19 protein-coding genes are annotated in these 17,712 nt (G+C 67.2%); 15 read left to right on the top strand and 4 right to left on the bottom strand.

What is annotated here, in order from left to right; genetic code table 11:
• The first annotated feature begins 7 nt into the window (after nucleotides 1-7).
• The gene (locus tag CLU95_RS23710) at nucleotides 8-448 is read left to right on the top strand and encodes a hypothetical protein (RefSeq protein WP_143606054.1); all 441 of its coding nucleotides are present in this window, start codon (nucleotides 8-10) and stop codon (nucleotides 446-448) included.
• Nucleotides 449-544: 96 nt separating this feature from the next.
• Here CLU95_RS23710 and CLU95_RS23705 read toward each other — a convergent pair whose 3' ends face one another.
• Nucleotides 545-2,161 carry an ankyrin repeat domain-containing protein gene (locus tag CLU95_RS23705; protein WP_143606053.1) on the bottom strand — a complete coding sequence of 539 codons (1,617 nt, stop codon included), beginning with the start codon at nucleotides 2,159-2,161 and terminating at the stop codon, nucleotides 545-547.
• A gap of 344 nt (nucleotides 2,162-2,505) precedes the next feature.
• On the opposite strand from CLU95_RS23705, the gene CLU95_RS23700 reads away from it, so the two are divergent.
• The 7 genes from CLU95_RS23700 to CLU95_RS23670 all read left to right on the top strand — a co-directional run bounded on the left by CLU95_RS23700 (nucleotide 2,506) and on the right by CLU95_RS23670 (nucleotide 7,812).
• Nucleotides 2,506-2,946 carry a surface-adhesin E family protein gene (locus CLU95_RS23700; protein WP_143606052.1) on the top strand — a complete coding sequence of 147 codons (441 nt, stop codon included), beginning with the start codon at nucleotides 2,506-2,508 and terminating at the stop codon, nucleotides 2,944-2,946.
• A gap of 210 nt (nucleotides 2,947-3,156) precedes the next feature.
• On the top strand, nucleotides 3,157-4,512 hold the full coding sequence (chrA, locus tag CLU95_RS23695; RefSeq protein ID WP_099795856.1) for a chromate efflux transporter: 1,356 nt from the start codon (nucleotides 3,157-3,159) through the stop codon (nucleotides 4,510-4,512).
• A 10-nt stretch (nucleotides 4,513-4,522) separates the two neighbouring features.
• Nucleotides 4,523-5,449, top strand: a complete 927-nt coding sequence (locus CLU95_RS23690; RefSeq protein WP_099795855.1) for a Fe-Mn family superoxide dismutase — start codon at nucleotides 4,523-4,525, stop codon at nucleotides 5,447-5,449.
• Complete coding sequence (locus CLU95_RS23685; RefSeq protein WP_099795854.1) at nucleotides 5,446-5,904, top strand: chromate resistance protein ChrB domain-containing protein; 459 nt, start codon at nucleotides 5,446-5,448, stop codon at nucleotides 5,902-5,904. Before CLU95_RS23690 ends, CLU95_RS23685 begins: the two co-directional genes overlap by 4 nt.
• A 154-nt stretch (nucleotides 5,905-6,058) precedes the next feature.
• Complete coding sequence (locus CLU95_RS23680) at nucleotides 6,059-6,358, top strand: hypothetical protein (protein WP_099795853.1); 300 nt, start codon at nucleotides 6,059-6,061, stop codon at nucleotides 6,356-6,358.
• Between the two features lie 28 nt (nucleotides 6,359-6,386).
• Entirely contained in the window at nucleotides 6,387-6,761 is a 375-nt protein-coding gene (locus CLU95_RS23675; RefSeq protein WP_099795852.1) for a DUF2845 domain-containing protein, read from the top strand.
• A gap of 235 nt (nucleotides 6,762-6,996) precedes the next feature.
• Nucleotides 6,997-7,812, top strand: a complete 816-nt coding sequence (locus tag CLU95_RS23670) for a class I SAM-dependent methyltransferase (RefSeq protein ID WP_099795851.1) — start codon at nucleotides 6,997-6,999, stop codon at nucleotides 7,810-7,812.
• Nucleotides 7,813-7,819: 7 nt separating this feature from the next.
• Here the strand turns inward: CLU95_RS23670 and CLU95_RS23665 are convergent, their stop codons facing one another.
• From CLU95_RS23665 to CLU95_RS23655, 3 genes are read right to left on the bottom strand one after another with little or no spacing between them, the layout of a single operon-like run.
• The gene (locus CLU95_RS23665; RefSeq protein ID WP_099797448.1) at nucleotides 7,820-8,170 is read right to left on the bottom strand and encodes a DUF2200 domain-containing protein; all 351 of its coding nucleotides are present in this window, start codon (nucleotides 8,168-8,170) and stop codon (nucleotides 7,820-7,822) included.
• Between the two features lie 54 nt (nucleotides 8,171-8,224).
• Nucleotides 8,225-8,545, bottom strand: a complete 321-nt coding sequence (locus tag CLU95_RS23660; protein WP_180288664.1) for a hypothetical protein — start codon at nucleotides 8,543-8,545, stop codon at nucleotides 8,225-8,227.
• Complete coding sequence (locus tag CLU95_RS23655; protein WP_099795849.1) at nucleotides 8,542-9,252, bottom strand: helix-turn-helix domain-containing protein; 711 nt, start codon at nucleotides 9,250-9,252, stop codon at nucleotides 8,542-8,544. Before CLU95_RS23655 ends, CLU95_RS23660 begins: the two co-directional genes overlap by 4 nt.
• Before the next feature lie 205 nt (nucleotides 9,253-9,457).
• On the opposite strand from CLU95_RS23655, the gene CLU95_RS23650 reads away from it, so the two are divergent.
• The 7 genes from CLU95_RS23650 to CLU95_RS23620 are packed head-to-tail and all read left to right on the top strand — an operon-like array spanning nucleotide 9,458 to nucleotide 17,687.
• On the top strand, nucleotides 9,458-10,612 hold the full coding sequence (locus CLU95_RS23650) for an NAD(P)/FAD-dependent oxidoreductase (protein ID WP_099795848.1): 1,155 nt from the start codon (nucleotides 9,458-9,460) through the stop codon (nucleotides 10,610-10,612).
• Between the two features lie 41 nt (nucleotides 10,613-10,653).
• Nucleotides 10,654-12,105 (top strand): M81 family metallopeptidase, encoded by a 1,452-nt coding sequence (locus CLU95_RS23645; RefSeq protein WP_099795847.1) that lies wholly within the window; start codon nucleotides 10,654-10,656, stop codon nucleotides 12,103-12,105.
• A gap of 46 nt (nucleotides 12,106-12,151) precedes the next feature.
• Nucleotides 12,152-13,732: an ABC transporter substrate-binding protein gene (locus CLU95_RS23640; protein WP_099795846.1), complete on the top strand. Its 1,581-nt coding sequence runs from the start codon at nucleotides 12,152-12,154 to the stop codon at nucleotides 13,730-13,732.
• A gap of 15 nt (nucleotides 13,733-13,747) precedes the next feature.
• A complete protein-coding gene (locus CLU95_RS23635; RefSeq protein WP_099795845.1) occupies nucleotides 13,748-14,683 on the top strand; it encodes an ABC transporter permease in 936 nt (311 codons plus the stop codon).
• Nucleotides 14,684-14,708: 25 nt separating this feature from the next.
• A complete protein-coding gene (locus CLU95_RS23630; RefSeq protein WP_099795844.1) occupies nucleotides 14,709-15,635 on the top strand; it encodes an ABC transporter permease in 927 nt (308 codons plus the stop codon).
• A gap of 16 nt (nucleotides 15,636-15,651) precedes the next feature.
• The gene (locus CLU95_RS23625) at nucleotides 15,652-16,686 is read left to right on the top strand and encodes an ABC transporter ATP-binding protein (RefSeq protein ID WP_099797447.1); all 1,035 of its coding nucleotides are present in this window, start codon (nucleotides 15,652-15,654) and stop codon (nucleotides 16,684-16,686) included.
• A complete protein-coding gene (locus CLU95_RS23620; RefSeq protein WP_099795843.1) occupies nucleotides 16,683-17,687 on the top strand; it encodes an ABC transporter ATP-binding protein in 1,005 nt (334 codons plus the stop codon). Before CLU95_RS23625 ends, CLU95_RS23620 begins: the two co-directional genes overlap by 4 nt.
• Nucleotides 17,688-17,712: the final 25 nt, after the last annotated feature.

Below are 17,712 nucleotides of genomic sequence, written 5' to 3'. Positions count from 1 at the left end.
CCCAGAGATGAAACCGACGATGAAACTCAAACTCTTGGCGCTGCTTCCACTCCTGGCCATGACCGGGTGTACGGTCTTTCCGATCTATCAGCCGGCGGCCAACGAAGTCACAACCCCGCTGAAGGTGTCCGGTTGGGGGATCATCACCTTCCGCCTGTGCACCCAGCTCGACAAGGACCGCCGTCAACTCGACATCGACCCGAAGACCCTGACGACCCGCATCCCGGCGGGCCAATGCCTGATGGTGAATGCCTACCGTTCTGCGAGCGGGTACCAGGTAGTGCACTACTGCAATGCCAGGCTGGCGTTCGACCCGCTCCCCGGCACCACTTACGTCGTGAACTCCGGGATGGTGGACCAGGGCAAGTGCTTCATCGAGCTCGTGAAGGAAGACCTGTCGACCGACACTGGATTGGTGCTGGAGCCTTCCGTCAGGCGGGCCTGGTAGTCAACGCCATCAGGCCCCGAAGCAACTCGCCAGGCAAGTCGATGTGGGGACAGGAGCGGCGCCGATGCACGCGGCGCTCGACCCGACATTTCGGCGTCACCGGAACGTCAGCGTGAATCTTGCCGCCTTGTAGAAATCGGCCGCCGTCCCAAGCGGCGGCACGATACCGGCCACCACCGTCAGAGAATTCCCATCGAACTTGGTGATGGCGCTCCTGGTCTTCTCTCCGATCAACTCCTTCACGTCATAGACGTCCAGCTGTCCCTTTCCGCCCGCTTGCACCCGCTTGACGCCCACGTTCATCTTGGGATCGGTCGTGAACGAGAGGTCGTGAGTTGAACCATCGAAGTTCCACTCGCCCTCCCTCAGAGTCATCGCTCCAATGCTCAGGAAGCTGCCGTCCGGGCCGGATGCACCGACCTTGCCAGGACCGAGCAGGTTTCGCCGGAACACCGACGACCGCGTCTTCTCGGTGAGGCTTTCGTCCTCGGACGCGGCCATCCGGAACGAGACGTCGTCCGGAATGCGCAAGACGATCTTGAAAGGCTGTCGCTTCAAGGCGATCGATGCGCCATCGGTCACGGGCCGTCGCGTGCCACCTTGCTCGATCCACGCGCTCCATTCGTACTTCCCGGTCTTTTCCAATGCGGTCTGGGTGATATCCAACAGCCAATCCAGGTAGGACGGATCAGAAGAGGGTGCGTAGAAGGCCACCGAGCGCTTGAGCTCGAATGAACCCACCTTTTCGGCGTGCGTGGCCAAAGGGCTGGCGCCGGCCTGCAGCAGGAGTTCGGCCGCTTCGCGATCGGCAACGGAAGAGGCAGCCATCAATGGCGTGACGTTGTCACCGCTGCCTTCGGGGTTGGCACCATTCGAAAGCAACCAGCGCATGCCGGCACGATCATTCAGATAGATGGTTTGCGTCAACGGACAACTGTCGACGCCGCATTTGTCGACGCTCGCCCCCTCGGAGCGCAGCGCGTCGAGGAGTTCCAGGTTCTTGAGGTGGATCGCCTTGAGCACCAACGTACTGCCGTTGGACAGGTAGGCATCGATGTGGGCCTTGTCCATCTGCTGCGTGGCCAGTGCATCGCGCAGTTCGTTCGCGTTCTTGATGCGGTTCATCACGCGACGCATCTTCAATTCGGGGTCGTTGCGCAGCGCTTGCGCCGAAGGCAGCGAGAGCGCCGCATGCAATGCAACCCACTCCTTGGGATTGACTTCACCCGCGAAGGTCGATGGCTTCGCATCGATGATGCGGATCACCGTCCATTTGCCGGTGGTCAGATCGGGCATCGGCCTGCTGAAGTCGTGCCGCGAAGTTCTGAGGATCACTTCGCGGAGCCGCACCGGCAATTCATTGCTGCGCTCGGCCCGATGCTGAATGGGCCTGAAGCTCGTTCTTCTGCACCTGGCGTTGAAGTTGTCCGCGCAATCGTCTGCTTCGATTTTTGTATCGAACACATATTCGTTGTAGTCATAGGCCAAGCCGTTGAATGTGGCAATGGCTTCATCCCATAGCAACGCGCCATCCAGGTCCGAATAGTTCGTACGCACAAGTGGTGGCGGCTTCGGCATCGGAGGTGGTGCGACGGACATGCCGAACCCGCCGGCCGGTGCGCGCAAGCCATCGCTCAATGGCGACAGGGTGGACTGGGCCATGACCTGTGCGGCTGCCGCCACAGCCACCGTCGCCATCAAACGGCGAGCCATCGTTGCAATTCTTATGTTCAAGACTTCTCCTCATTTTTTAAGAGCCGTTCGCCTCACAGGCCCGAGACTCCTTGGGCCGAACCACGTCGACATGCCCCACTCCACTGCACGGGGAAATGAAGTCTTTTCGACTCAGACGTCTGGCGCTCGATGCGTGGCTGGCCCCGTCCCCCCGCGGAATTCTGCCGCAGTGACCGGCATCCACGGCGCCTTCGTCGCAGGCCTGTGGCATTCTTTGCCTGGCTGCCTGCAGCCAAACGTCGCCTGAACCCGCTGTGCCCGGCGCATCACCACGGAAGATGGACGCGCCAGGGATGCCCACCAACCCACAGGGAGTGAACAGAATGAAGCCTCATCCGCCCAAGCACCGCGCAATGCGGGCCTTCCACCTCGTCGCATCCGCCTGCGCGGCAGCGACCCTGCTGACGGCAGTGCCCGCGCAAGCCGCCGACAACTGGACCGAGATCGCCACCACCCCTCGCAAGAAGGTGCTGCTCCAACGCGAGTCGGTCAAGCCGCATGGCGATGCCGTGGAAGCGTGGACGCTCTATCGCTACGAAGAGCTGCAGACCGACGTGGGCAAGACCCCGTTTCGCACCTCGCGCTATCTCTACGACTACGACTGCAAGGGCGGACGCGAGAAGATGCGCCGCGTGGTGAGCCACAACGGGCCGCTGGAAGTGCACGATATCGACCTCGCCCGGCGCAGCGAATGGAAGCCCGTGGGCGGCCCGACCACGGTGAGCGGGATCGTGTTCAAGCGCGTGTGCGCGCTAGCGCGCTGATCGAGAGGGCGCACACGCCGCCATCGGCCGCGCCGCCGCTGAAGTCGCACAGATGCTTTCGAGAAAGAAACGTGGAGGTGGCCCGAGGACTCCACGTTGCCAGCAGGAATATCCACTGCTACGATGCCCTTCCGCGGGAAAACAGCCTCCCGCACTGCAAAGTAAGACGGTGTCCCGTCCAAGCGCTGGTGACTCACAACGGAGCCGTCCGTGGACACCGCCTTGCCTGATGCACCCCCTCCGCCCATTTCCTTTGCCGAAGCCCTTCGCTTCTGGCTCAAGCTCGGCTTCATCAGTTTCGGCGGGCCCGCCGGGCAGATCGCGATCATGCACACCGAGCTGGTCGAGCGGCGGCGCTGGATCAGCGAGAAGCGCTTCCTGCATGCGCTGAATTTCTGCATGCTGCTGCCCGGCCCCGAGGCGCAGCAGCTGGCCACCTACATCGGGTGGCTCATGCACCGCACGCGCGGCGGCATCGCGGCCGGCGCACTGTTCGTGCTGCCCTCGCTGTTCATCCTGATCGCGCTGTCGTGGGTCTACCTGCGCTTCGGCAACGTGCCGGTGGTGGCCGGCATCTTCTACGGCATCAAGCCGGCGGTCACCGCGCTGGTGCTGCACGCGGCGCACCGCATCGGCAGCCGCGCGTTGAAGAACCGGTGGATGTGGGGCATCGCCGCCGCGGCCTTCGTGGCCATCTTCGCGTTCGACACGCCGTTTCCGGCGATCGTGCTAGCGGCAGGCCTCATCGGCCACTATGGCGCGCGATGGGCGCCCGAGGTGTTCGCGCTCGGCGGCGGCCACGGCAGTGCGCAACAGCGCTACGGCCCGGCGCTGATCGACGACGACACGCCCACACCGGCGCACGCGCGCTTTTCACGCGCGCACCTGTTCAAGATTCTGGGCATCGGCCTGGGCCTGTGGCTGCTGGCCATGGGCGTGCTCGTCGCGACCCAGGGTCTGCACGGCACGCTCACGCAGATGGGGTGGTTCTTCACCAAGGCCGCGCTCCTGACCTTCGGCGGCGCCTATGCCGTGCTGCCCTACGTCTACCAGGGGGCCGTCGAGCAATACCACTGGCTCTCCGGCGCGCAGATGATCGACGGGCTGGCGCTGGGAGAGACCACGCCGGGCCCGCTCATCATGGTCGTGGCGTTCGTCGGCTTTGTCGGCGGATGGCTCCAGCAGGTGCTGGGGCCCGACGCGCTGTTCCTCGCAGGGGCGTTGGCCGCGACCGTCGTCACCTTCTTCACCTTCCTGCCCTCGTTCATCTTCATCCTGGCCGGCGGGCCCGCCATCGAGGCCACGCACGGCCGGCTGGGCTTCACGGCGCCGCTGTCGGCGATCACCGCGGCAGTGGTGGGCGTGATCCTGAACCTGGCGCTCTTCTTCGCGTACCACGTGCTCTGGCCGCACGGCTTCGGTGGCCGCTTCGATGCGGTGTCGGCAGTGATTGCCGTGGCCGCGACGCTCGCCCTGTTCCGCTTCAAGGTCGGCGTGATGCCGCTGCTCGGTGCCTGCGCGGCCATCGGGCTGGCAGTCACCTTGTGGCTTCCGCTGCTGCGCTGAAGGAGTCGTCATGGACGCCCGAACTCAAGCCTTGCCCTTCGATCCCGCCGCGCTGCGCGGCCTGTCGGCGCAACTTCTGAACAGCCATCACCAGAACAACTATGGCGGCGCGGTCCAGCGCCTCAACGCCATCCGGGCACAGCTCGCCACGACATCGTTCGCTTCCACGCCGGGCTTCCAGCTCAACGGCCTCAAGCGCGAAGAGCTCATCGCCAGCAACTCGATGCTGCTGCACGAGCTGTACTTCGCGTCGCTCGGCGGCGACGGCCAGACGATGGAGCCCGCCATGGCCCTCGCATTGGCGGCCAGCTTCGGCAGCGTCGACCGATGGCGCGAAGAGTTCGCAGCCATGGGCAAGGCGCTTGGCGGCGGCTCGGGCTGGGTGCTGCTCACCTTCCAGCCGCGCGAGGGCACGCTGGTCAACCAATGGGCTGCTGATCACACCCATGCGCTGGCGGGCGGCACGCCGCTCCTGGCGCTGGACATGTACGAACACGCCTATCACCTCGATCACGGCGCCGCCGCCGGCGCCTATGTCGATGCCTTCATGCAGAACATCGACTGGGCCCCGGTGTACGCGCGTTACCAGCAGGCGGTGCACGCCGCCAGCGAGCCCTTCGGTGCAACGCAGGACGACGTGGCCGGATCGGTGCTGCTCGATGTGCGCCGAGCCGGCGTGTTCGCGCAGGCCGCGTCGATGATCCCCGGCGCCCGCTGGCGCGACCCGGCCGCGGTTGAGCGCTGGGCCGGCGAACTCCCGGCCGGCCGCGCGCTGGTCGTCTACTGCGTCTACGGCCACGAGGTGGGCCGCAGCACGGCCCTGCGGCTGCGCGCCGCGGGCCTGGACGCACGCTATCTGCGCGGCGGCATCGACGGCTGGCAGGCCGCCGGCCGTCCGCTCGAACCCAAGCCGGCCGACCCAGGAGCGACGCCATGAAATGGATCACCCGCGAACGCCCGAAGATCGACCGCATCGCCTGCCCGTGGTTGATCCTGCGCTTCATCGACCGCGAGGCCGAGTTTCTCTACGTGCCGCCGGCCGACGTGTTGCGCACGGCGCAAAGCACCGGTGCCACGCCCTACGACATTCCGGGCGTGGAGATGAGCCACGTCGGCGAGCGCTGCAGCTTCGACGCCTTCCTCGCGAAGTACCGGCTCACCGAGCCTGCGCTGCACCAGCTGGCCGACATCGTGCGCGGTGCGGACACCTCGCGGCTCGATCTCACACCGCAGTCGGCAGGGCTCTACGCGATATCGCTGGGCCTGTCGCGTGTGTTCGCCGACGACCAGGCGATGCTGCAGCACGGGCTGGTGATGTACGACGCGCTGTATGCGTGGTGCCGCGAAGGCCGCGGCGAGACGCACAACTGGCCACCGAAGATGCCGGGTTGAAGCGGGTCGACGGACAACCTGCGACCACGAGGGACAACCGCCTCCCTGGTCGGAAGCACGGTAACATTTCGCCCGGCTCCGCCGCTCCACCCGGGTCGGACCCTCGCGAGGTCTGCGACAACCCAGGGTGTCACCGTAACTATGGAGCGTCCCGATGTGGAGCATCCTGGCCGACCTCGTCGTCGGCATCTTCGATTTCGTTCTCGATGTCCTGTTGTTCCGGCGCGTGCGCGACAAGCGCGGCCACCACAGGCGCAGCGTGGCGGAAGACAGCCTCGAGGTCGCGCGCTTCGATTTCGTCACGCTGACGTTCATCGCGCTGGTCAGCGTCGGCTTGATGCTGCTCCTGGCGCTTGCCTTCGATGTGCCGGCAGGCTGGAGCGTGGGCATCGGCATCACCGTCGGCGCGGTCTGGGGTGTCTGGCGGTACGCCCAACTGGTTCGCGAGCGGTGAGCGCATGAAGCGCTCAAGAGGGTCAAGGATGCCGGGCGACGGTCGTTTCGCGCGCCTGGCCACCGGACTGTCGATCGCCGCAGCCGCCTTGCTGCTTCCTGTTGCCGCCGCTGCACAGTCCCTCGCATGCAACGGCTACCTCGTCGGCAAAGGCGCATCGCCCGCGACCTTGCTTCAGACCTGCGGCGAGCCGGTCTATCGGCAGGCGGTCTGCGTGCCGATGGTGCAGCTCGGCTGGGTCCTCACGCCCTATCGGCCGGGCGGCCCCGAGGCGGTACTGGCCAATCAATGCGTGCCGATGGAAGAATGGACCTACGACCGCGGGCCGGGCACCTTCTTCGGCATCGTGCGCCTCTACAACGGCACGATCGAATCGGTGCGCGATGGGGATCGCGGTCGTTAAGACGCCAGGGTCTACCGATCAGCGCGCCGGAAACGCCCGGCAACATCTCCGGTACCCCCTACAGGGGAGGACGCCAGCGGAACGGCGTTGACGACGATGCCGGGCAGGGCCACCATGGCCCATCGTCCCCGTCACGCATGCCCAAACAGGCACGGACGCGTTGGAGCAAGGGAGCAGGCCCGCTCTGCAATGAATGGTCAAGCCATGCACTGTTCAGAGCTTTCAAGGAGTTCCCATGGCTGCCGAAAGCGACAAGATGTTCGCGGGCTCGATCCCGAAGTTCTACGACACGCTGATGGTCCCCCTGATCTTCGAGGGCTACGCCGTCGACGTGGCCGCACTGGTCGCGGGGTTCTCGCCGGGTGCAGTGCTGGAAACAGCGGCCGGCAGCGGCGCGGTCACGCGGATGCTCGCACCCCAGCTCGGTGCCGATGCACGCTACGTGGTGACCGACCTCAACCCGGCCATGCTCGACTACGCCGTCACGCGCCAAGCAGCCGACCACCGCATCGAATGGCGGCAGGCCGACGCGCTCGCCCTGCCGTTCGACGATGCCTCGTTCGATGTGGTTCTTTGCCAGTTCGGCGCGATGTTTTTCCCCGACCGGGTCGCCGGCTACAGCGAGGCGCGTCGCGTGCTGAAGCCCGGCGGTCGCTTTGTGTTCAGCGTCTGGGACCGCATCGAAGACAACGCCTTTGCAGACGACGTTACTCGCGCTGTCGCCACGCTGTTTCCGGACGACCCACCGCGGTTCCTCGCGCGCACGCCGCACGGCTACCACGACGTCGCGCTGATCCGCCAGGACCTGAGCCGTGCGGGGTTTACCGACATCGAGATCAAGACGCACGAGAAGCTGGGCCGCTCGCCCTCTGCCAGCGAGGTGGCCATGGCCTACTGCCAGGGAACGCCGCTGCGCAACGAGATCGAGGCGCGCGATGCGAGCCTCCTTCAGCTCGCGACGGACCGCTCGGCGGAGGCGATTGCCAGCCGCCATGGCGCGGGCCCGGTGGCCGGGAAGATCCAGGCGCATGTCATCGTGGCGACGGGCTAGACAGGCGTTACGTCCGAAGGATCTTCTCGATCGCCTTGCCCTTGGCCAGCTCGTCGACCAGCTTGTCCATGTAGCGGATCTTCTGCATCAGCGGGTCTTCGACTTCCTCGACGCGCACGCCGCACACCACGCCCTTGATCAGCGCGCGGTTCGGATGCAGCGCCGGGGCCTGCGCGAAGAAGGTCCTGAAATCGTTCTGCTGCTCGATCTGCTGCTGCAGCCCCGCCTCGTCGTAGCCGGTGAGCCAGCAGATGACGGCATCGACTTCTTCTTTCGTGCGATTCTTGCGTTCCACCTTCTGGATGTACATCGGGTACACCTTGGCGAACGGCATCGCGAAAATCTTGTGCTCGGGCATCGTCATCGCTCCTTCATGTCGGCCGGATGGTCGATTCTGGCCGGATGCTCGCGGCTACGGATACCAGACGATCGAGCACCCATTCTCAAGTGCGCCTTCGTAGTGCTTGCTGAATGCGCGCATCCGAGGATCGTTCAGCGACTCGACCTCCAACGGGCGCCCGGCTCCGAGGTGAAGGTCGACGAATCCGAATTTCGCGAGTTCCGACGCGGCATCCGCTTCGCGAGAGGCATCGTCGCTTTGCGCCAGGAAGAGGATGAGCTTGTGCCGGCCACCCACGGGCGGCGCATCCCATACGAAGTCGCAAGCCCCGCTGTAGGTGGCCTCGGCGCCGTAGAGACAGATCCGGGTCATGCGGGCTGGCGACAGGCTCACTTCTTCCCGCCCCGCCCTGCCTTCTTCGCCGCCACCTTCCGCGCCGGCTTCAACGCAGGCGCCTCGCGCGCCGACTTCATGTGCCCGCTCTCCCCCGACGTCATGCCCACGATCTTCGCGAGCTGGCGGCTCACGCTCACGTAGGCGTGGCCGAGGCGGCTGTCGAAGTACAGCGAATCGCCGCGCGCCAGGCGCACCACTTCACCGTTGTCGAAGTGCACGTCGATCTCGCCTGACAGCACGTACGCAAATTCTTCGCCGGTGTGCCGCACGAAGTCTTCGGGGCCGTTGATGCGGCGCGCGTGCACGGTGCCGACGATGGGGCTCATCTGCTTGCCGGCGGCGGTGGTGCCCAGGAACTCGTAGGCGATGGCCAGCCCCTTGTAGACCACGCCCTTGCCCGCGCGCGTGACGACCGGGCCGTCGAACTGCTCGGGCTTGACGCCGGCGCCCGCGAACATGGCGTTCATGTCCATCTCGAGCGCGCGGCCCAGCGCGGTGAAGTTCTCGTAGCCGAGCGCGAGCTGGCCGCGCTCGGCGCGCGAGATGGTGGTGATCGACACGCCGGAGCGCTCGGCCAGTTGCGCCAGCGTCCAGCCGAAACGCTTGCGCGCGGTGCGCAGGCGATGGCCGAAAGTGGTGCGGTCCAGCGTGGGCGGCTCTTCCTTCGGCTTCGCCCCGGCCCGGTTCCCTGTGTGTGGAGTCACGCTTGGCTTTCTCTAGGTGTGCCGGGTGATTCTGCCAGCCCCGCGCCCGGCCGGCCACGCACGGTGCGATCGGGGTCGGCATGCGTTTTGCGTATGCGCAAATTGCGTGTACGCAAATTTCACCGCGCTGGTGCACCCATGGTTTCCCCTTGGTCGGTGCAAATCAATTTGCGTATCCGCAAATTTCTACCTACACTTTTCGGCGATGACAACAAGCACAACTCCACCCGTCGTGGCCGACTATCTCGTGATCGGCGGCGGCATCGCCGGGGCCTCCGTGGCCCATTGGCTCGCCCCGCATGCCCGCGTGATCCTGCTCGAACGCGAAGCCCAGCCGGGCTACCACTCCACCGGCCGTTCGGCCGCGCTCTTCATGGAAAGCTACGGCACGCCGCAGGTGCGCGCCCTCACCATGGCCAGCCGCGCTTTTCTCGAACACCCGCCCGAAGGCTTTGCCGAGCACCCGCTGCTCACGCCGCGCGGCGCGATGATGGTCGCGGGCACCGAACACCTGCATGAGCTCGAAGCGCACTGGGAGCTGCTGCGCGCCATGAATGTCGGCGCCCAGCGCCTCGACGGCGAACAGGCGCGCGAGATGGTGCCGGCGCTGCGCCCCGAGCAGGTGGCCGGCGCGGTGTACGAACCCGATGCCTCCGACATGGACGTGCACGCCATCCACCAGGGCTACCTGCGCGGCATGCGCCAGGCCGGCGGCAAGCTGGTGTGCGACGCCGATGTCACGGCCATGGAACGCGTCGGCGACTGCTGGCGCGTGACGGCCGGCGGCACGGTGTACGAGGCGCCCGTGGTGCTCAACGCAGCCGGCGCGTGGGTCGACACGATCGCGCAACTCGCGGGCGTGCGCCCGCTGGGCATCGAGCCGCGCCGCCGCTCGGCCTTCATCTTTGCGCCGCCCGAGGGCCAGAGCGTGGCGCACTGGCCGATGGTGTTCGCCGCCGACGAAGGCTGGTACATCAAGCCCGACGCCGGCATGCTGCTCGGCTCGCCAGCCAATGCCGATCCGGTCGAGCCGCAGGACGTGCAGCCCGAAGAGATGGACATCGCCATCGCCATGCACCGCATCGAAGAAGCGACCACGCTCGCCATCCGCCGCCCCACGCGCACCTGGGCCGGCCTGCGCTCCTTCGTGGCCGACGGCGACCTGGTCGGCGGCTTCGCGCCCGACGCGCCCGGCTTCTTCTGGGTTGCGGCGCAAGGCGGCTACGGCATCCAGACCTCGGCCGCCATGGGCGAGGCCTGCGCCGCGCTGGCACGCGGCCTGCCGCTGCCCGAGCGCATCGCGGGCTTCGGGCTCACGGCCGAGATGCTCGGCCCGCAGCGGCTGCACACGGCCGGCTGATCCGTTTCTTCCCTCACAAACCCTCCCCACGAGAAATCACCATGCGTGTCTTCAGTGCCTCTCTTGCGACCGAAACCAACACCTTCGGCCCGATGCCGACCGGCCTCGCGTCCTTCAAGGACCGCGGCTACTTCCCCGCCGGCCAGCATCCCGATGCGCTGACGATCTACTCGGGCCCGCTGTGGGCCGCACGCATCCGCGGCAAGGAAAAGGGCTGGACGCTGCTCGAAGGCATGGTGGCGGGCGCGCAGCCCAGCGGCATCACGACGCGCCACGCGTATGAAACGCTGCGCGACGAAATGCTGAACGACCTGCGCGCCGCGCTGCCGGTCGACATGGTGCTGCTCGGCCTGCACGGCGCGATGGTGGCCGACGGTTATGACGACTGCGAAGGCGACATGCTGGCGCGCGTGCGGGAGATCGTCGGCCCTGATGTGGTGATCGGCGCCGAGCTCGACCCGCACAACCACCTCACGCCCGCCATGGTGGACAACGCCAACGTGATGGTCTCGTTCAAGGAGTACCCGCACACCGACGTGCTCGAACGCGGGCTGGAGCTGGTCGACATCTGCGCCGCGGCGGTCGAAGGCAAGGTCAAGCCGGTGGCCGCGATGATCGACTGCGACATCATCGTCACCGTCCACACCTCGCGCGAGCCGGCGCGCAGTTTTGTCGAGCGCATGCAGGCGCTCGAAGGCAAGGACGGCGTGCTCTCGGTCTCGCTCACGCACGGCTTCTCGTGGGGCGACGTGCCCGAGATGGGCACCAAGGTGCTGGTCTACACCGACGGCGACCAGGCCAAGGCGGATGCCCTGGCGCGCCAGCTCGCCGACGAAGTCATCGCCATGCGCGACGGCCTCACGGTCAACTACCCGAGCATCGACGATTCGCTCGACCAGGCGCTGGCCTTCGACGGCGGCCCCGTGGTGCTGGCCGACGGTGCCGACAACCCCGGCGGCGGCGCGGCGAGCGACTCCACCTTCATCCTGCGCCGCATGCTGGAGCGCGGCATCACCAATGCAGCCCTGGGCCCGATGTGGGACCCGATTGCCGTGCGCATCGCCTTCGACGCCGGCGTGGGCGCCAAGCTGCAGATGCGCATCGGCGGCAAGATCAGCCCGCTGTCGGGCGATCCGCTCGACCTTGAATGCACCGTGAAAGCGCTGCAGGAAGACCTGGTGATGACGGGCCTGTCGAACACGCCCACCGCCATGGGCGACTGCGCGCTGGTCGAGGTCAACGGCATCGAGATCGTGCTGATCACGCGGCGCAACCAGGCCATGGGCACCGACATGTTCACGCAGCTGGGTTGCGACCTGGCCGCCAAGAAGATCGTCGTGGTCAAGTCGTCGCAGCATTTCTATGCGTCGTACTCCCAGGTGGCCAAGCACGTGATCTACGCCGGCGCACCGGGCGCCGTGACGCTCGACCTCACCACGCTGCCCTACCGCAAGGCCCGCCTGCCCAAGTGGCCCATCGGCGTCGCTGCCTGAGCGCCCTCTTCTTTTTCTTTCGCCCCCACCGACCGGAGAACCGACGATGAAACGACGAACGCTTGCCGCCCTCGCTGCCCTGGCCCTTTCGGCCGCCAGCCTTCCCGCGCTCGCCCAGACAACGCCGCCCAAGACACTGAAGGTGGTGGCGCATGCCGACCTGAAAATTCTTGACCCGACCTTCACCACGGCCTACATCTCGCGCAACTTCGGCCACATGGTGTACGACACGCTGTTCGCACAAGATGCCACCGGCAAGCCGCAGCCGCAGATGGTCGAGAAGTACACGACCTCGAAGGACGGCAAGCAGTGGAGCTTCACGCTGCGCCCGGGCCTGAAGTTCTCCGATGGCGCCGCCGTCACCTCGGCCGACGCCGTGGCATCGCTGCAGCGCTGGGCCGCACGCGACAGCCTGGGCCGCGCCATGACGGGCGTCGGCGCCGAGTGGAAGGCGACCGACGCGCGCACCCTCACGCTCACGCTCAACGAACCCTTCGGCATGGTGCTCGACGCGCTGGCCAAGCCCTCGGGCTTTCCGCCGGTGATCCTGCCCGAGCGCATCGCCAAGCTGCCGGCCACCTCGCCCCTCACCGAGGTCATCGGCTCGGGACCCTTCATCTTCAAGCGCGACGAATGGGTGCCGGGCAACAAGACGGTGTTCGTGCGCAACCCGAACTACGTGGCGCGCAGCGAGCCGCCGAGCGGCCTGGCCGGCAGCAAGAAGACCACGCTCGACCGCGTCGAATGGCTCTACCTGCCCGACGCCAACAGCGCCGTGTCGGCGCTCAAGCGCGGCGAGGTCGACTTCATCGAGCAATTGCCGCCCGACTACATCGCGCCGCTGCGCACCGACAGCAACGTGAAGGTTCGCGCCTTCGGCACCTACCAGGGCTTCCTGGTGATGAACCAGCTGCACCCGCCCTTCGACAACCCGAAGGTGCGCCAGGCACTGCTGCAGGCCGTGAACCAGGAACGCTTCGTCGCGGCCATGGGCTTCCCGCTGGACATGCGCATGGCCTACTGCGCCACCTACTTCATCTGCGGCAGCCCCAACGAGACCTCGGCCGGTGCGGAGCCCTTCCGCAAGGCCGACGTCGCCAAGGCGAAGAAGATGCTCGCCGACGCCGGCTACAAGGGCGAGAAGGTGGTGCTGATGGTGCCGAGCGACGTGCCCTACCTCAACGCCGAGGCGCTGATGGCCGCGCAGACCATGAAGAGCATCGGCCTGAACGTCGATGCACAGACCATGGACTGGGCCTCGATCGGTGCGCGCCGCGCCAAGCGCGATGCGCCCGACGCCGGCGGCTGGAACATCTACGTCACGGTGGCCGGCGAGTTCGACGTGAACTCGCCCATCAGCAACGCCTACCTCGGCGCGGCCTGCGGCAACACCCTGCCCGGCTGGCCCTGCGACAAGAAGCTCGACGAACTGCGCACCGCCTGGTTGAAGGAAACCGTGCCGGCCAAGCGCAAGGAATTGCTCGACGCCTTCCAGACCCGCGCCTACGAGGCCGTGCCGTACATCAACGCAGGCCAGTACTCGGCCGCGTTCGCGGCACGCGCCAGCCTCAAGGGGCTGGACAAGATGTGGGCCGGCATGCCCACCGTCTGGGTGCTCGACAAGTAAGCCACGCGCACCGCCATGGGCTACATCGTTCGACGCTTTCTTTCCACGCTGCCGGTGATGGCGGTGGTGGCCGTGGTGGTGTTCCTGCTGATCCACCTGTCGCCGGGCGACCCGGCCGCGCTCATCGCGGGCGACCTCGCCACCACCGAGGACATCGACAAGCTGCGCGCCGCGCTCGGCCTGAACCTGCCGCTGTGGCAGCAGTTCGGGCTGTGGATCGGCAAGATCTTCACGGGCGACCTGGGCACCTCGATCTTCACGCAGGTGCCGGTGACGCAGCTGCTCGGCCAGCGGCTGGAGCCGACGGTGTCGATCGCGGCGCTGACCATGCTCATCACACTGGTGACGGCCGTGCCGCTGGGCACGCTCGCGGCCTACTGCGCGGGCACCTGGATCGACCGCCTCGTGATGCTGTTCGCGGTGCTGGCCTTTTCGGTGCCGGTGTTCCTCATCGGCTACCTGCTGGTCTACACCTTCGCGGTGCAGCTGCCGTGGTTTCCGGTGCAGGGCTACGTTCCCTTTTCCGAAGGCCCCGGTGCCTGGCTGCGCGCGCTGGTGCTGCCCTGCGTGAACCTGGCGCTGGTGTACATCGCGCTGGTGACGCGCATGACGCGCGCCACCGTGCTCGAGGTGCTGCACGAGGATTACATCCGAACCGCGCGCGCCAAGGGCCTGGGCGTGCGGCCGGTGCTGGGCCATGCGCTGCGCAATGCGGCCATTCCCATCGCCACCACCATCGGCGCGGGCATTGCGCTGCTCATCGGCGGCGTGGTGGTCACCGAGACGGTGTTCGCCATTCCGGGTGTGGGCCGGCTCGTGATCGATTCGGTGCAGCGCCACGACTACCCGGTGATCCAGAGCGTGCTGCTGCTGTCGGCAGGCGTGTACGTGCTGATCAACCTGCTCATCGATTTGAGCTACCGCCTGTTCGACCCGCGCATCCAGTACTAGAACAAAGAACGAGCCCCACGACGCCATGTCCACTGCCCTGCCCTTGCGCGAGGTCGATGCGCCGGTGCCCAGCGCCGCCGTTGCCGCCACCTCGGCCCTTGCCGAAGACCCTCCTTTCGTACCGCCGCGCTGGCGCTGGGTGCGCAAGCACCCGACGCTGATCATCGGCGCGCTGCTGCTCATCGTGGTGGCCGCACTGTCCATCGCCGCCCCCTGGATCGCCACCCACGACCCGCAGGACATCGACCCGCTGGCACGCATGCAGACGGCCTCGGCCGAGCACTGGTTCGGCACCGACGCACTGGGCCGCGACGTGTTCAGCCGCGCCGTGTGGGGCGGGCGCGTGTCGATGATCGTCGGCGCCTCGGTGGCCGTGCTCGCCACCTTCTTCGGCATCGTGCTGGGCCTGGTGTCGGGCTTCGTGCGCTGGGCCGACGGCCCGATCATGCGGGTGATGGACGGGCTCATGGCCATCCCCGGCATCCTGCTGGCGATTGCGCTGATGGCCGTGACGCGCGCCAGCCTCACCACCGTGATCATCGCCATCACGGTGCCCGAGATTCCACGCGTGGTGCGGCTGGTGCGCTCGCTGGCGCTCACCTTGCGCGAGCAGCTGTTCGTGGAGGCCGCGCATGCGGTCGGCACGCGGCTGCCGGTGATCCTTGTGCGGCACGTGCTGCCGAACATCGTGGCGCCGCTGATCGTGCAGGCCACCTTCGTGGCCGCCGCCGCCGTGCTCACCGAGGCCGCGCTGTCTTTCCTCGGCGTGGGCGTGCCCTCGCAGACGCCGAGCTGGGGCAACATGATGGCCGAGGGCCGCAACTTCGTGACCGTCGCGTTCCACATCATCCTGTACCCGGGCCTGCTGCTGGCGGCGACGGTGCTGGCGATCAACCTGCTCGGCGACGGCCTGCGCGATGCGCTCGACCCGCGCCTGGCGCGGCAGCTGTGATGAAGAGGAACGCCCCATGACGATCCACATGTCCCAGGCCACCCTCGCGCCCGGCGAGCCGCTGCTCGAGGTCGACAACCTGCGCACCTACTTCAACACGCTCGCGGGCACCGTGCGCTCGGTCGACGGCGTGTCGTACACCGTGCGCGCAGGCCGCACGCTCGGCGTGGTCGGCGAATCGGGCTGCGGCAAGAGCGTGACCGCGCTGTCGATCCTGCGGCTGGTGCCCACGCCGCCCGGGCGCCACATGGGCGCCGTGCGCCTGCGCGGCACCGACCTGATGCAGCTCAGCGAACGCGAGATGCGGCAGATCCGCGGCAACCGCATCTCGATGATCTTCCAGGAGCCGATGACCTCGCTGAATCCGGTGCTCACCGTGGGCCGCCAGATCGCCGAGACCGTGCAGCTGCACCAGAAGGCCAGCCGCGCCGAGGCACTGCAGCGCGCGGTCGAGATGCTGCGGCTGGTGCAGATCCCCGAGCCCGAGCGGCGCGTGAACGAGTACCCGCACCAGCTCTCGGGCGGCATGCGCCAGCGCGTGATGATTGCGCTGGCCCTGGCCTGCAACCCCGAGGTGCTGATCGCCGACGAGCCCACCACCGCACTCGACGTGACCATCCAGGCGCAGATCCTCGACCTCATCAAGCGACTGCAGAAAGAGCTGGGCATGGGCGTGGTGATGATCACGCACGACCTGGGCGTGGTGGCCGAGAGCTGCGACCGCGTCGTCGTCATGTACGCCGGCAAGAAGGTGGAAGAAGCCGACGTGATCGACCTCTTCGATCGCCCGCTGCACCCCTACACGCGTGCGCTGATGGCCTCGATGCCCGCCATGAGCACGTCGAGCGCACGGCTGCACGAAATTCCGGGCATGGTGCCCGCCGCACACGAGCTCGGACGCGGCTGCGCCTTTGCCGCGCGCTGCGCGCAGGCACGCGAGCGCTGCCGCCGCGAGACACCGCCGCTTTCCACGCAGGGCGACGGGCACGTGGTTGCCTGCTTCGCGGTGCAAGAGCAATGGACCGACGAGGCTGCCGAGGTGAGCGCATGACGACGACAACAACGACAACATCCCCCAACGCGCCGCTCCTGCAGGTGCGCGAGCTGCGCAAGCACTACATCTCGCCGCGCCGCTGGCTGCGCCCGACCAAGCCCGCGATCCAGGCGGTCGACGGCGTGTCGTTCAACGTCGGGCACGGCGAGACGCTGTCGCTGGTCGGCGAATCGGGCTGCGGCAAGACCACCACCGCCAAGTCGGTGATGCGGCTGGTCGAGCCCACCTCGGGTTCGGTGCGGCTGAACGGCGAAGAGCTGCTGACCCTGTCCGCGAACGCGATGCGCCAGCGCCGGCGCGACCTGCAGATCATCTTCCAGGACCCGTACGCCTCGCTGAACCCGCGCCTCACGGCCGGCGACATCGTGGCCGAGCCGCTGCGCAACTTCGGCGACGTGTCGCTGGCCGAACGGCGCGAGCGCGTGCAGTGGCTGTTCTCGCGTGTGGGCCTGCGGCCCGAGGCGGCGAAGAAGTTTCCGCACGAGTTCTCGGGCGGCCAGCGGCAGCGCCTGGGCATTGCGCGCGCGCTGGCACTGAACCCCAAGCTCATCGTCTGCGACGAGCCCGTGTCGGCGCTCGACGTGTCGGTGCAGGCGCAGGTGGTCAACCTGCTGATGGACCTGCAGGCCGAGTTCGGCATCGCCTACCTGTTCGTGGCGCACGACCTCGCCGTGGTGCGCCACATCAGCCACCGCGTGGCCGTGATGTACCTCGGGCACATCGTGGAGATCGCCGACCGCGACACGCTGTTCTCGGCGCCGCGCCATCCATACACCGAGATCCTGCTGTCGGCCGTGCCCGTGCCCAACCCGCGCACGCCCGCGCGCCGCCTGCTGCTGCAGGGCGACCCGCCGAGCCCGGCCAACCCGCCCTCGGGCTGCCGCTTCCACACGCGCTGCCCGATGGCGCAGGCCGTGTGCAAGGAGAAGACGCCCGAGCTGACGGAGCGGCCCTCGTCTTCCAAGGGTGGGCATTGGGTGGCTTGCCACTTTCGCTGATGAACGGGTGGGCGCGGCTGTTCAG

Source organism: Variovorax sp. 54 (assembly GCF_002754375.1).
Lineage (GTDB): Bacteria > Pseudomonadota > Gammaproteobacteria > Burkholderiales > Burkholderiaceae_C > Variovorax.
This window is presented reverse-complemented; position numbering and strand designations above follow the sequence as displayed.